At 24.1% G+C, this 15,973-nt stretch carries 14 protein-coding genes; 13 read left to right on the top strand and 1 reads right to left on the bottom strand.

Features of this window, described 5'->3' with window-relative positions; translation table 4 throughout:
• Nucleotides 1-102 precede the first annotated feature (102 nt).
• The 13 genes from M0D11_RS07200 to M0D11_RS03020 all read left to right on the top strand — a co-directional run bounded on the left by M0D11_RS07200 (nucleotide 103) and on the right by M0D11_RS03020 (nucleotide 14,242).
• Nucleotides 103-636, top strand: coding sequence for a helix-turn-helix domain-containing protein (locus M0D11_RS07200; RefSeq protein ID WP_174481534.1), 534 nt, complete (start codon nucleotides 103-105; stop codon nucleotides 634-636).
• A 20-nt stretch (nucleotides 637-656) separates the two neighbouring features.
• Nucleotides 657-1,709, top strand: coding sequence for a spermidine/putrescine ABC transporter ATP-binding protein (gene potA, locus M0D11_RS03075; RefSeq protein WP_252319989.1), 1,053 nt, complete (start codon nucleotides 657-659; stop codon nucleotides 1,707-1,709).
• Between the two features lies 1 nt (nucleotide 1,710).
• Nucleotides 1,711-2,814, top strand: a complete 1,104-nt coding sequence (potB, locus tag M0D11_RS03070) for a spermidine/putrescine ABC transporter permease (RefSeq protein WP_252319987.1) — start codon at nucleotides 1,711-1,713, stop codon at nucleotides 2,812-2,814.
• Complete coding sequence (locus tag M0D11_RS07195; RefSeq protein ID WP_252319985.1) at nucleotides 2,814-5,216, top strand: extracellular solute-binding protein; 2,403 nt, start codon at nucleotides 2,814-2,816, stop codon at nucleotides 5,214-5,216. Before potB ends, M0D11_RS07195 begins: the two co-directional genes overlap by 1 nt.
• 88 nt (nucleotides 5,217-5,304) lie before the next feature.
• Nucleotides 5,305-5,589: an HNH endonuclease signature motif containing protein gene (locus M0D11_RS03060; RefSeq protein WP_252319983.1), complete on the top strand. Its 285-nt coding sequence runs from the start codon at nucleotides 5,305-5,307 to the stop codon at nucleotides 5,587-5,589.
• Between the two features lie 450 nt (nucleotides 5,590-6,039).
• On the top strand, nucleotides 6,040-8,028 hold the full coding sequence (locus tag M0D11_RS03055; protein WP_252319981.1) for a hypothetical protein: 1,989 nt from the start codon (nucleotides 6,040-6,042) through the stop codon (nucleotides 8,026-8,028).
• Nucleotides 8,029-8,045: 17 nt separating this feature from the next.
• Nucleotides 8,046-8,474 (top strand): hypothetical protein, encoded by a 429-nt coding sequence (locus M0D11_RS03050; protein ID WP_252319979.1) that lies wholly within the window; start codon nucleotides 8,046-8,048, stop codon nucleotides 8,472-8,474.
• Nucleotides 8,475-8,539: 65 nt separating this feature from the next.
• Nucleotides 8,540-9,329 (top strand): IS5 family transposase gene (locus M0D11_RS03045; RefSeq protein ID WP_368862531.1). Its coding sequence is split into 2 segments (ribosomal slippage): nucleotides 8,540-8,808 and nucleotides 8,807-9,329, totalling 792 coding nucleotides; the frame shifts between segments, so codons are not numbered across the junction.
• A 69-nt stretch (nucleotides 9,330-9,398) separates the two neighbouring features.
• A complete protein-coding gene (locus M0D11_RS03040) occupies nucleotides 9,399-10,142 on the top strand; it encodes a hypothetical protein (protein ID WP_252319977.1) in 744 nt (247 codons plus the stop codon).
• 342 nt (nucleotides 10,143-10,484) lie between these two features.
• A complete protein-coding gene (locus M0D11_RS03035) occupies nucleotides 10,485-11,105 on the top strand; it encodes an IS1595 family transposase (protein WP_252318950.1) in 621 nt (206 codons plus the stop codon).
• A gap of 134 nt (nucleotides 11,106-11,239) precedes the next feature.
• Nucleotides 11,240-12,574, top strand: a complete 1,335-nt coding sequence (locus M0D11_RS03030; RefSeq protein WP_252319975.1) for a hypothetical protein — start codon at nucleotides 11,240-11,242, stop codon at nucleotides 12,572-12,574.
• Between the two features lie 87 nt (nucleotides 12,575-12,661).
• Complete coding sequence (locus M0D11_RS03025) at nucleotides 12,662-13,156, top strand: hypothetical protein (protein ID WP_252319973.1); 495 nt, start codon at nucleotides 12,662-12,664, stop codon at nucleotides 13,154-13,156.
• A gap of 90 nt (nucleotides 13,157-13,246) precedes the next feature.
• On the top strand, nucleotides 13,247-14,242 hold the full coding sequence (locus M0D11_RS03020; protein WP_252319878.1) for an IS3 family transposase: 996 nt from the start codon (nucleotides 13,247-13,249) through the stop codon (nucleotides 14,240-14,242).
• An 84-nt stretch (nucleotides 14,243-14,326) separates the two neighbouring features.
• On the opposite strand, the gene M0D11_RS03015 is transcribed toward M0D11_RS03020, so the two are convergent.
• Complete coding sequence (locus M0D11_RS03015) at nucleotides 14,327-15,742, bottom strand: DUF3626 domain-containing protein (RefSeq protein WP_252319971.1); 1,416 nt, start codon at nucleotides 15,740-15,742, stop codon at nucleotides 14,327-14,329.
• Nucleotides 15,743-15,973: the final 231 nt, after the last annotated feature.

Genomic DNA, 15,973 nt, shown 5'->3' with positions numbered 1-15,973 from the left:
ATAAAATAAATAATTGTTTTTTTAAAAAAATATTATATAATTTTATTTGTATTATTTAACTTAAAGTTTAGTATAAATAAACAAAAGGAGAAAATAATCAATATGAAAATTGGAAGAAAGTTAAAAACTTTAAGATTGAAACACAATTTAACTATGGAAGAGTTAGGGAAACGTTGTGATTTATCAAAGGGATTTATTAGTCAGTTAGAGCATGATGTTTCTTCACCTAGTATTGAAACACTAAAAAGTATTTTAGATATTTTTGATTGTCCATTATCAACCTTTTTTGCTGGTGAAGTTAAAGAAAAAATAGTTTTTAAATCACAAGATGTTACTGTTAGTGACGAAGAAGATTATCAAATAAAATGAATTATTCCTAATGCTCAAAAATTAACATTAGAACCAGTAATTTTAACTTTAAAACCATTTGGTAATTCAAATAAAATTCCGCCATTTCAAGGTCAGATCTTTGGATATGTATTAAGTGGCACAGTATTTGTTCATTATGGTGCAACTAGAGTAAAAGCAGTAGCTAATGAAGCATTTTATATTAAAGGTAATGAAAAACATTATTTAGAAAATCCCAATAATTCAATTGCAACTATTTTATGAGTTTCAAATCCACCAATTTTTTAAACCATTTAAAGGAGGAAATTATGAGTGTAAATATTTTAGAATTACGTAATATTACCAAAGAATATGATGGTAAAGTTGTTTTAAAAGGAATTAGTTTAAATATTCATGAAGGTGAATTTCTTACCATTCTTGGTCCTAGTGGTTGTGGTAAAACAACATTATTAAGGATTATTGCTGGTTTTGAACAACCAAACAATGGTCAATTATTGTTTAAAGGTAAGGATTTAACTAAAATTCCAATTCATAAAAGAGAAATAAATACTATTTTTCAAAATTATGCTTTATTTCCACATTTAAATGTTTTTGATAATATTGCTTATGGTTTAAAGTTAAGAAAAATTGATCGTGAAAAAATCAAAAAAGAAGTTAAAAAAGCTTTAGATTTGGTTAAATTAAATGGTATGGAAGATAAAGATGTTAATGATTTATCTGGTGGTCAAAAACAAAGAGTAGCAGTAGCTAGAGCATTAGTTCTTAATCCTAAAATTTTATTATTAGATGAACCTTTTGCTGCTTTGGATTTGAAATTACGTCAACAAATGCAAGTAGAATTAAAAAAAATTCAAGAAGAAATTAATATTACTTTTATCTTTATTACTCATGATCAAGAAGAAGCATTTATTATATCAGATCGGGTAGTTGTTTTAAATCAAGGTCAAATTCAACAAATTGGGACACCACAAGATATTTACAATGAGCCTGAAAATAAATGAACATCACAGTTTGTTGGTAGCTCGAATGTTATTGAAAATGGTGTATTTGTTAATGATTATTGTGTTCGTTTTGACGGTAAAAAATTTGCATGCTCTGATACTGGTTTTGGTGAACAAGAACGTAATATTGATATTGTTATTCGACCAGAAGATATTGATTTAGTTAATGCAGGTAGTGGTTTTTTTGATGGAACTATTAAAACTATTGCTTTTAAAGGATTATTATGAGAAATTGAAATTATTGCTAATAAACGCAAATGGATAGTTCATACTACTGATAATTTTGAAGTAGGTAACCGTGTTGGTTTAAAATGAAATGTTGAAGATATTCATGTTATGTGAAAGGAAATTGAAGAGTAAAATGAAAAATTTGTTTAAACGTAATATTAAAACACAAATTTTAAAATCACAAGATATGTTAGTTAATAATTCAAATCCAGAAAAAATCATTGATAATCAAAATAAAAAAAAGTATAGATTTAAAAAATGGTTTAAACTTAAAAAAAATAATGTTTTTTTACAAGAAGTAGCAAAAAATAAATCGAAAATGAAACGAGTAAAAAAGAAAAAAGCATTGTTATGTTGAAAAAAAACAAATCAAAAAATAAGTTTTATTAAAAATAAAATCAAAGATAAATCAGTAAATTTTGGTTTTAAATCATGAGTTACGCTTGCTTATCCATATTTATTGGTGATGGTAATTTTAATTGTATTGCCATTATTAATTGTAATTTTATATTCAATTATTAAAGCAACTAATAATGCTTGAATATTTCGTTTTACATTTAGTAATTTTAATGATTTTTTTAAAGAAAATAGTTATGTTATGGTTTTATTACGTTCAATTGGTTATTCATTTGTTGCCACTTTAATTGCTGTTATTTTTGGTTATCCCATTGCTTATATTATGGCTTTTATGTCAACAAAAATTGCTTCAAAAAATATTTGAGTTTTAGTTACTTTACCAATTTGAATTAACATTTTATTACGTACAATTGGATTACAAATTATTTTTAGTATTTTAGGTCCTAATGTTTTATTAGGAACTCCAATTGGTATTATTTTAGCAATGGTTTATATGTTTATGCCTTTCGTTATTTTACCAATTTATAATTCTTTAGAAAAAACAGATCGCAATTTATTAGAAGCAAGTCAAGATTTAGGAGCTTCTAAGATGAAAACATTTTGAAAAGTTACCTTTCGTTTTTCAGTGCCTGGTATTGTTTCTGGTTTTACTTTAATGATGTTAAGTGCTATGACTTCACTAGTAGTAGTTAAATATATTGGTGAAGGAAAAACTATTTTAATTGCAAATATTATTGAATCATATTTTTATCGTGGTGCTAATTTTGCTTATGGTGCTGCTATTTCTGTTATTTTAGGTATTATTGTTTTAATTATTATTTTTACTTTAAAAGCGATTGGTAGTTGAGCTACTGGTAAAAAAATAGGAGGTATTAATTAATGAGATCTTTTTTTAAAAATAGTTATTTAGCTATTATCTTTTTATTATTTTATACTCCAATTTTAGTTTTAATGATATTCTCTTTTAATGGTGGCGATTCAGTTCGTAGTTGAAATTCTTGATCATTGCAACCTTATTACGATTTATTTCAACAAAGTGAACTTTGAGAATCGGTTAGTGTAACATTAATTGTTGCTTTTATTTCTACTTTTGTTGCTGTTATTATTGGTACGTTTGCTGCTTTGGGTTTAAGTAAAACAAAAAAAATAACACGTAATATTACTTTAGGGATTACTAATATTCCTTTAGTTAATGCTGATATTGTTACTGCTGTTTCTTTAATGTTATTATTTATGGCATTTGGTTTTAGTTTTGGTCTTGGAACATTAATTTTCGCTCATATTTCTTTTAATATTCCTTATGTTATTATTACTGTTTTACCAAAAATTAGATCAATAAATATGTCACAATTAGAAGCAAGTCAAGATTTAGGTGCGACCCCTTGATATACGTTACGCAAAATTGTATTACCAACAATTAAACCAGCAATTATTGTTGGAGCAGCTATTGCGTTTGCTATGAGTTTTGATGATTTTTTAATTTCTTATTTTACTGGTGGTAATACTTCTAACGTTTCAACTTTTATTTATTCTTTAAAACGAATTAAGCCTTATATTAATGCTTTTTCAACAATAATTATTTTATTAATTGCAGTACTTATTATTTCTTGAAATACTTATGTTCTTTGCAAAAAACAAATTAAACAACGTAATGAAAAAATTGATAAAGGTATTTATCATGATAAAAAAATTATTAAAACTGAGAAGTTGTTAACTAAATATTATTTACAATTAAATGGTTTTAACTATAAAAAGGTTAAGAGTAAAGGTAGAAAACGTAAATCATTATATAGTGATGGTAATTTTGAAATTGTAACTGAGCAAGATATTATTAAAATTCAGGATTATATTAAAAATCACCCGAAACTTATTAATCAAATTTCTAAACTTGAAGCAAAACTTGAGATGGAATCAATTTGAATTGAACATATAAAGAATAAGATTAAAAAAAAGAAAGAGTTAAAAGAAGAACGCTCAAAATCAAGAAGAGAGAAATATCGTTTTTTACTATGACCGTGAAAATTAATTATGATTAGTATCATCTTATTATCAAGTTTTATTAGTTTGGGTGCTTTCTACATTTATACTAATGTTTATGATTTATCAATTGCTAATTGAGGCGAGTATATGAATCCCAATATTTTAAAAGAATTTGAAAATAAATATCAAGTTAAAATAAAATATTCAACTTTTGATGATAATGAATCATTGTATGCTAAATTGTATACTACTAGTTATGATGTAATGGTTCCTAGTGATTATATGGTGGCTAAATTAGCAAGTGAAGATAGACTTTTTCCAATTGCATCAAAAAATTCTGCAGGTGATATTGAGTATGATAGTAGAATTGATTTTAATCCCAAAGAAGATATTAATCATGATTTATATGAATTAATGAATAATTATCGAGTTGAAAATAGTGATGGAATTTTAAATGAATTTGGTTTAAATAGTTATAGTATTCCTTATTTTTGAGGTGATGTTGTATTAGTAATTAATACTACTAATACAAATAATCTTAGTGATCTTGGTATTAAAGCTGATGGTTCAAATGTTCAATGAAGTGTTTTAACAGATGCTGCAAAATTAGGTAAACGTATCGTTTTAAATGATGATATGCATAACTTATTTATGACTGCGCTTACTGATTTACACTATAAAAATAAATGAGGAGAAAATAACGGTTCAGGTCAATATAATCAAGTAGGAAATGAATTTAGTGATAATATTAATGCTCATAGTCCAATTGAAATTAAAGATGCAAGCGACTGGTTAGAACCAGTTATCAAAAATAAAAATACAAAATTATTAAATGATGATATTGTTGATGAAATTAGTAATGAAAATAAGTGGGATGTAGCAATGATGTATAATGGTGATTTATTATCTGCAATTGCTGATGATCCTGATTCTTATAATGGTAAGTACCTTGTTGTTAGACCATATATGGGGACTAATGTTTGAAATGATGATATGGTAATTAGTAAAGATTCTCCTCATAAAGATTTAGCTTTTAAATTTATTAATTATATAATGCAAAAACAAACACAAGTTGATTTAAGTAGTGAATTTGGTTATACCTCACCTTTACAAGCAGCCATGGATGAAGTTAGTACTAATTTTTCAGCAGAAATTTGAAAGCATGTATATATTCCAAAAAATGGCCAATTACCTGATCCATTAGATCCAAGTAAGCATCATGAAGGATATTTTAACGGTTTATATACTCGTAGTTTTGACCCACAAATGCAAACCGCTTATAATAGATTATTAGCACGTTAATAAAATAAATTGTAATATTAAGTTTAAAAAAATATAAAAAAATATTGTAACTTATAGTATAATTTAATACGAAAGGGGTTAATTCATTGTGGCACGTCGTAAAAAGTGAGAAAAAGAAGACAAAGAAAAAATATGAAACTATTCTATTCAAAAAATGGAGAAATATTTTAAAGGATTATCTGAATTTTGAACATTGAATGTGCAAGCTCCTTGTCCGTGGTGTTGTTTGCCAATGATAAAAGGTGCTTATCAAGGTGAACAACCAACTTCAGCATTTGCTTGAAATATTGATCACATTGATGGTGATCCAAATAATAATAGTTTAGAAAATTTACAACCAATGCATGTTGAATGTAATATTAAAAAAAATTAATCATAAATTAAAAATTCAATGAATATTTAATTTAATCATTGAATTTTTAATTTAATTTTTATCTTAATTAAGAAAAATTATTTTGAAAATTATTTTACTATTAGTGTTCTTTTTAATTAAAAATATTCAATCTTTTTTTAAAAAGAATATTGTCTTTTTTTATAATAAGTGTAATATTATTTTTAAGGACAGAGTATTTCTTTCCTTATAATTTTAATAGGTGTATAGCAAAGTTTATATAATTATTAAAATTATTAATATTAAAATATAAAAACTAAATTTAATTGGTTTACTTTAAACCTTAGTTTTATTTTATTAAAACTAAGGTTTAAACTATTTTAATATTTTTTCCTATTTTAATATTTTAGTTAAAAATAGCAAGTTAAAGCGTTAAGCTATATTTTTCACTTTAGATTATTTTAAAAATAATGCTAGGAAAGGATTGTTAAAATGAAATATAAAATAAATAGTAATAGCCCGAGTAAAGATATGGTTAATCAGGATAAACATAAAAAGATAAAAACAGGATCTAATTCAATATATACAATTAATGTTAAAAAAAATAAGAAGAAAAGAATCTTATTATTTTCGTTGTATTTATTAGCATTTGGTTCTACAACAGTTACTACGATATTACTCTTACATACTACTGCTGCTTTCAATAATTCTGAATTTAATCCGAATTCTAATAATAAATTATGAGATGAATATTATCAAAAACATCATCGTAACTCTGGACCTATTAGTTTAGATTCTACTATTGCTTATTTTGGTAAATCAACAAATATTGTTAATTTTAATGTTATTGAAAATGCTGCTGATAATGGTAATATTGATTTTACAAATGTTTTAAGTAGTATTGATAATAATTTACAAAAAACTGATCCTAAAATTGAAAGTGATGTTGATAATGATAATTCAACTTTATTACCAATTAATTTTTTCTTAAATGCTAATTATAATCCAGCAGTTAACTTTACTGTTGGTAAGGATAAAAAGCCGATAACTAATACTTCTTTTACTTTGCCAAAGAATTTTAATGAGTCTAAAAGTTATGTTTTAAATTTAACAACTAATGATCAAGCATCAATTTTTGGTATTAAAAATACTAACGTTAATATCGAAATTAATATTAATATTATAAATCAAGTTGCAATTAATATTGCTAGTTTACCAGTTAACTTTCTTAATAAAATTATTAATATTACTAATCCTGAAAATGCTACTATTGATTCAATAAAAGATAAATGATTAATTCCAACAATTCAAGAACAATTTGAAACAATTTTAAGTAAAGCATTAAATGTACCCAAAAAAGAAATTAAACCTAGTTATTACAAAATTGAATTTCAAAATGGTTCAGAACCACAAAACTTTACTAAAAGTGTTCCTGTTCAATTTTCAATTACATCTTTAGATAATAATCCTTGAAACTTTACAGGAAAAAAAGATAATTGCACTATAAATGTTAAAAATGATATTGCTGATTTAAGTACTATGAAAGAATTAACTAATGAAATTGAAACACAATATAATAATGATAAAGATAATAAAAACTTTCAAATTACTTTAGATAATCAAAAAGATAAAAATGGTAATTTTATTAATGCCGATAGTAAATTATCAGAAGAAGATGTTAAATTTGTTAATAGTCAAATTATTGAGAGTGTAAAGAAGATTTGTCAATCTTATTTCCAAAAAAATTATTCAGATCTTAATATTAAAGATAGTGATTATACAATATCAACAAATTTAAAAGTTGGTTATAATATTTTTAATAATAAATTAGGTAAAAATATTGAAATAACAATAAAAGCTGCTGATAATAGTTATAAATTAGATGGTTCTTTAAGTGCTAAAGCTATTGTTCATGGTCATAATAAAAATAATATTACTGGTAATTATCCTTCACCAAAAGATTTTGCATTAAAAGGTATTTGATTAAAAGATGGTCAAGATGCAAATATTTTACAAGAAGGTCAACATTTTTATGAACAAGATAATTTATTAGGTAATTGAATTACTAATAAAGATAGTTTATTAAATACAATTAATAACAATTCTTATCATCCAGTTGAGAATGCATTTACTGGACAGTTCACTATGAATTATTTATTAGATGGTGACACAAAACCAAATGGTATGTCAGTTGATATTAGTAAAGAAATTAAAGGTGGTAAGGCAAATAATTTTTGAGATTTAATTACTAAAACAAAAAGTATTTTTTTAGAAACCGATGTTGCAGTAACAACAAAATCGGGTTGAGAGTTAAATAATGTAAAACTAGTATTTACTGACAGCGAAACACAACCAACTAAAGATAATACACTTTATACTCTTGATTTATCAGAAAGGTTTGCTGGCAAAACTATTAGTGATCGTGCTACTTTAACATTCCCTGATTTTAATTTTAATTTTAATTACCAGTTAGTAAGTTAAAAAAAGGAAAAAGTAATATGAAACAATTATTAATCATTTTAAGTACATTAACAACATTAACTTTGGCAAGTAATAGTATTATTAATACTATTGATGATACTAATACTACCATTAATAAATTATTAGCAAATAAATCATCAATAAGTGATTCTGTAACTTCATTATTTAATAATCAATATGGCTATTTAAATGATAGTGATATAATAACTAATCAATCAATAATAGATCATAAATATTATAGTTATGATACTAGTCATGCCAATTATTTATTAAGTGATGGTAAGACATCAGCACGAACATTATTTATTGTTAATGATAAAGGTGAATTAGTTTATAAAAAAGATGCTATAATACCAGCAAAAGATAAAGTTGATGTTAATAATACTAAACAAGAAATGATTAGTCATAAAAAAATAACTACAGTTAAAGCAAATTACAATTCTTAGAACCTGTTTGGAATCTTTTATAAAATAACGTAAAATGACTATATATTTTAAGATAAGGGGTATATATGCATAAAAATTATCCAAGTCATGTTACTAAAGAACAATTTGAGAACATAAGATCAATTTTAGAAAATAGCAAAAAGAAAACAAAACCAAGAAATTTAGATTTATATGAAGTATTTTGTGCAGTTTTATATGTATTAAAAAGTGGATGTCAATGAAGAATGTTACCAAAAAATTTTCCAAAATGACAAACTGTATATTATTATTTTCAAATTTGAAGTAAAAATAGTGATAAAGAACCTAGCACTTGACAAGTAATTTTAAAAAAAATTAGTTAGAAAAGTTCGTATCAATAATGGTAGAAAAGAACAAACTAGTTTTTGTATAATTGATTCACAAAGTGTTAAGAACACAGATACTGCTAAAAATAAAGGTTATGATGCTGGTAAAAAAATTTCAGGAATAAAGCGTCATATTGCTGTTGATTCTCAAGGCTTACCACATGCAATTTACATAACCACAGCAGAAAAAACAGATCGTAACAGTGCTATAATAATGATTGAAAATGAAAAAGAAAATTTATCTAAAGTTCAAAAAATACTAGTAGATGCTGGTTATACTGGTGAAAAATTTGCTTTTAAAATCAAAACAATCATAAATGCAAATGTTGAAGTTATCAAACGTAATGAATTACATTCTTTTGTATTATTGCCAAAAAGATGAGTTGTAGAACGAAGTTTTGCATGATTAGAAAAATGCAGAAGATTATGAAAAAATTGTGAAAGAAAATTAAATACTAGTTTACAAATGGTTGTTCTTTCCTTTATTTCAATTTTATTAAAAAGATCCTAAACAGGTTCTTATAGTAATAGTCAGTATTCATCTACTGATTTTAGTGGTGATAATACTGATTGACAATATTTGCAATTTGGTGGAATTGAAAAACATATTGATATTTCACAACAAGTAGGTGCTGATAAAGTTGAATATAGCAATAGTTTAAGCGAAACATCAGGTTTATATTATATTGCTAAAGCAGTAATTGAAAATAAGATTAGTCAGTCAGTTGCTATTAATTTGGGAATATATTTTATAGCACAAAGTAGTTTAAAAGGAAAAATTAATAATGAATTAATTACTAAAATTATTGATTTAATTATTAATAATAAATACGTTTATAATTTTATGTTAAATATGCCATTTTCAAATGATGATACAAGTTATGTCATTAGTTATATTTTTGATCATAATAATAATATTATTGAGTTAAATTATAATCATTATAGTTACGAAAAAAGTAATACAAGTAATTTTGAAACTCATGTTAGTCCTGGTCCTTTTGCTTCAGTTGATTATACAGGTGATATTTATATTAATTATCAGGATTTATATTATTTAATTAATAATCAAAATAATTGAGATGTAATTTATAAGTATTTTATTAATGGAAACTTATTTGATTATAGTAATATGAAGCATGAAATTGGTGATAATTGAACTTTTAAAAATTTTTGAAATTCTATATTTAAAGATAATTTAACAAAATTTTTAAATAATGTGGGTGTTAATGGAATAATAATTCATATTGACTGTTATGGTACAGATATATGACATCCTTCTTTAATTAATACATTTTATATTAAAAGTATTTCTCAATGAAATTAAGTACTTACATACTAAATTTAGTTTTTAAAATAAGCATTTTATTAATCTTCTTAAATAAAATTAATAAAGTGTTATATTTAGTATAGATTAGTCAGATATTTTTTATCGGACTTCTCCCCACATGTACTTGTGGAGGAAACAATGAAATTGAATGAGTTCAACAATACTTTTCAAACAGAACAAGATTGTTTGAAATATATAGTAAGTTTGAAGGAAAATAAATGTATCAGGTGTTATTGAACAAATTTGAATACTTCTGATTTAAGAAGAATAAGATGTTTGAAATGTCATCAAACATTTAGTATTCTTCATGGCACCATTTTTTACAAGTCACAAATACCTTTGAAATCTTGGTTTTATCTCATCTTTAGATGAATAAACACCAAACATGGAATTCCATCAACTGATGTTGCAAAAGAATTGGGGGTAACTTTGAAAACTGCTTGAAGAATGGGTCATAAAATCAGAACTTGTATTGCCAAACAAGAATCACAATTTATTGTTGAGGGCATAGTGCAAATGGATGAAATGTATCTTTCACATATGGGTTTTAAAAAACAAGGAAGATCCTTGGTGAATAAAACCTTGATTGTTGGTATTTATGAAAAAACAACCAATAAATTAATTGTGAAAGTATTGAAAAATGCAAAAAGTAAAAATCTTTTGCAGTTTGCAAGAAACCACATTTCTTCAAAGTGTCATGTACATACTGATTTTTGAAAAGGATATTGCGATTTTAAATCGGTTTTCACTAAGCATGAAACAGTCAATCATCAAGATAGCTATGTTTCAAAAACTGGTGTAAATACCAACCAAATTGAATCAGTATGAAAACATATAAGAAGAACATTTAAAACACATATCAAAGTTGCAAAACATCATGTTCATTTATATGCAAAAGAAGCTGCATATAAATTCAATAAGATACCTAGTTTTGAAATTGTAATGCTATGTTTGATTTAAAAATGTGGGGAGAAGTCCGTAGATAGGCTTTTCTCAGCATTTATGTGATAAAATTTAAAAATAGTACATAAAGGGAGAAAAGCCTATTTTATAAAATAATTTTTAGTAAACTTAAAACGAAAGGAGAATGTAACATGAAACAATTACTAATAACATTAAGTACATTAACAACATTAACTTTAACAAGTAGTATTATTAATACTATTGATGTTACTAACACTACCGTTAATAAACTATTAACAAATAAATCATCAATAAATGATACTTTATCTTCAGTGTTCAATAATCAATATGGTTATTTAAGTAGTAGTGATTGAATTACTAATCAAATAGATAATAACTATTATAGTTATGATACTAGTCATGCTGATTATTTATTAAGTGATGGTAAGACATCAGCACGAACATTATTTACTGTTGATAATAAAGGTGAATTAGTTTATAAAAAGGATGCTGTAATACCACCAAAAGATAAAGTCGAAGTTGATGCTACTAAACAAGAAATGATTACTCATAAAAAAATTACCACAGTTAAAGATAAATATAATCCATATAGTAAAAGTGAATATTCTCACACATATTTTAGTGGTGATAATACTGATTGACAATATATTCAATTTGGTGGCGTTGAAAAACATATTGATATTTCCCAACAAGCAGGTGCTGATAAAGTTGAACATAGCAATAGTTTAAGTGAAACATTAGGTTTATATTATATTGCAAAAGCAGCAAAAAATAATTTAATTGATAATACTATTGCTAATAAAATAGGTCAATATTTTATGACACAAAGTAGTTTAAAAGGGCAAATTAATGATAATTTAATTAATACTATTATTAATTTAATTAGTAGCAATAATAATATTTTTAATTTTATATATAGTGCACCAATGAACGTAAATGATAAAAATTATTCAATTAATTATATTTTTGATAAAGATAATAATTTAATTGAAGTTTATTATACTGAGTTTGATAAATCAAATATAGAAAATAACTTAAATTATAAATGAAATGACTCATATAATTGATTTAGTTCAAATTATAGTGATTATTCTAATACATATACAATAGTAAAATGAACTGACTATGCAAGCGATTGAAATACTTTTACTAATAAATATCCAACTTTTAATTTTGATGCTAATTCATATTTAAAAGTTTCAACGGGAAGTGGTAAAGAAGACTATAAATCTCTAAATTCTCAAGTCACAACAACAAATATAAAAACTAATCAACAAAAAGATATTGATAATTCAATTTTTCAAGTTAATATTAGTACGTGACCACCATATGATCCAAATTACCCAGGAGGTGTAGGAACTGCCATTGATATTTATTTAGAACTTTGACATGATGATAATAATATTTATTGAAAATGACATATAATGACAGCTACTTTTTTAGGATCAACTTCATATTCTGATATTAAATTAAATAATATAACATTTAATAATATTATGAATTAAATAAATATGTTTTTTTCAAATTAATTATTTATTATTAAATTTAATTATGATTTTAAAAATGGTAAAAAGTAAAAGAAGGTATTGTAAATGAAACAGTTTTTATTAACTCTAAGTACAGTAACAACATTAACAATAGCAAGTAATACAATGTTTAATAGTATGATGATAGTAGTTCAAAAAAATAATATTGCTAGTAAAAAGAAAATACTACCTGTCATTCCAATAGATCAAAATAAATCATTATTTAATAATCAATATGGTTATTTAAATAATAATGATTGAATTACTAATCAATCAATAATAGACAATAAATATTATAGTTATGATACTAATCATGCTGATTATTTATTAAGTGATGGTAAGACATTAGCACGAACATTATTTACTGTTGATAATAAAGGTGAATTAATTTACAAAAAAGATGCTATGATACCAGACAAAGATAAAGTTAACGTTAATAATACTAAACAAGAAATGATATTTCATCGTAAAGTTGCTACTATTAATAATCCAACTAACAGTTATAGTGGTAGCCAACTTGATATTAATTATTTTGCTGGTGACGGGGCACTTGGCACTTAGGCACTTAGCCCTTTTTACTAGACCATTAATTTAAAAAACCTGAATGTATTCGAAAAACAATTGTGTTATATAATTAACACTAATTTTGACATGAAAGGATTTTTATTAATGGATAAAATTAAACAAATAGAATTATTTATTAGAAAATTAAATATTAATCAAAAAATTAAAATTATTGATCATTGCAAGAATCAATATTCGATTAGACATCTTTCTCAATATCTTCAATTAAACAGATCAACATATTACTTTTTAAAAAACAAACAAAAACCTATTAAAAAAGAAATAAATCACCTTGATCATTGTAACCATAAATATCAAAAATTATGCAAATTTTTAATTGAATTTCATTCTACAAGAAAAGGTAGAATTTATGGATATTTACGAATTTTTTCAGCATTTAAAGAATGATTAAAACAAGAAAAAAACATTCACTTAAATATAGAATTATCAACAAAACAAATGCGAAAAATTATGAAAGATCACAACATCCAAGGTTTAAAACAAACTAAAAATAATAATAGTAAAAATAAAAAGACTGCACATAAATGAATACCTACAATGGATAAAGTCAACAAAAATTATAAAATCACAACTTCTTCTAATCAAATTTGATCAATGGATACTAAACAAATCAATACTAAAGAAGGCTGATTATACCTTTTGGTAATTATTGATTTTTATTCAAATAATGTTGTTAGTTATAATACTGCTTCTAATAAATCATATAAAGATTTAATAAAACCTGCTCTTGAAAAAATAACACAACAATTTTCTTTAAAACAAATCAAAAGCGTTATTTTACATTCAGATAATGCTGCTGAATTTTATTGCCAAGACATATCCAACTGAACTATTGACAAACAAATAATCTTAAGCAAAAAGCAACCTTATGATATTGGCGGTAATGTTCTATCAGAAAACTGATTCTCACATTTATCTCAAGAATGATTACCCAAAGGTTCAAACCAATATTTAACAATCAATGAAGCTATAAATGATGTAAATCAATATGTTATGTTTTATAATTATGAAAGAATACATTCTAAATTTCTAAAACCACCAATTTTACAAATTAAAATTTAGAAAAAAAGTATGAAAGTGGTCCAGTAATTAGGGCCAACCACCCCATTTCAGTATAGTTATTAAAATGGTTCAATATATATTTTATTAAAGAAGATTTTGTTGTGAATTTGAACAACTGTTTAAAAAGGGATTATTTAATTCTTCACCATTTGCTGATTGTTTATCAAATTTTTTTTCATCAGTTACTTTTTGATCTTGTAATAATGGCATAGTTTCCGTTGAAATTAATGGTGAATGTGGTGTTTCATTATTTTTTATCTCTAACAACAAATTTTTAATTTCAATATTTTTAGCATTTATTATTTCTTTTATTTCTTTATTTTTATTAATACATCCAAAACTAAAAACTTTAATAACAAAATTTAAAATTGGATTTATCTTTTTTTTCTCTAACTTGACAATATCACTTTTTAATTTTGTTATTTTTTCTTGTTTTAATGATAATTTATCTTCTAAATGTCTTTCTTCTTGTTTTATTTTGTATTCTTCTTCAGTTATGAATATAATAAATGAAGTTCCTAAACATGAGTTTATTTCATTTATTTTTTCTAATATTTGTTTTTGTTTATTAGGTGGATGACTATCAAATTCCGCTTTTGATAAGCAAATTTGTTTTATATCACGTGCAAATAAGATTCTAGAATAAACATGAGCCTCTATATAATTTCCTTCACTTTTACCATAATTACGATGAGGAACAAAATTTTTTCCATTAGCTTTATTAATTAAACTTTCTAAACAATTATATCCAAATAAATCATTTTGACAATATCTTATCAATCTTGGGAAGTGTAAAAAAGTAGATATTTTATCTTTTAATTTCCCACCACTGAACGTAGGTGGTGAATACGTATCATAAGGACTATATGTACAATTATGTTTTACATAATCTTTTAGTATAATAAAAGATTTTCCATACATAGGAGCTCCACCCATAGGATTTTCCAAAAAATCTAATGCTGCATAGCAAGGTCTACTTGTTCACTGAAAATTAGCACTTCTTTTTGTTTGATCGCCAGTAGGGGTTGAAAAACGTCCAAATTTTTCATACTTACTATTATCAAATAATTGATTTAGATAAAATGCAACTTCCTCTATACTTGCTCGACCTACATTATAGTTAGAAATTTCATTTGGTTTTTCCTTATAAGCAAAACAGTTTAAAACCTCTGGTCATTTATTATTAATATCGTATATTTTTGAAAAATCAAAATTAATTGTTAACCTTGATGATTGTAATATTTTAGTAATCTTTTCTAATAAATCTTTTGCATTTTCTTGACTCATCTTGCATTTTTTAGATAATATTTTTAAAGCAGATTCATAATCTTCTTGTTGAGAGGATTCGCATAGTTCATAAATTTGATGTAAAATTTCACTTCTAAACAATTGACCATAAATCTCTTTTTTTAATCTTTCTTCATCTTTTGAATTATTTGATGAAGTTGAAGGCAAACCACCATTAATATGTGATAAATCAGATTGTTTGTTATATGCCATAATATTTATCTCCTCTATACTTAAGATGGACATTTGAAATCTATTTTATTGGTTTAAGCAATATAGTATTTCTAATACACCTATTGTATTTTTTATGTTTTTTATTTATTAAATACAATAAAAACTCATTTATTTTTAAATTAAAATAATGAGTTAAAAAACCAATATTTAGTTTACACTTAGTTATTTTATTAAATTTTAGAAAAAATACAAGTTATTAATTAAAAATGT

It is taken from the genome of Spiroplasma endosymbiont of Lariophagus distinguendus, from assembly GCF_023846195.1.
GTDB lineage: Bacteria > Bacillota_I > Bacilli_A > Mycoplasmatales > VBWQ01 > Spiroplasma_E.
This window is presented reverse-complemented; position numbering and strand designations above follow the sequence as displayed.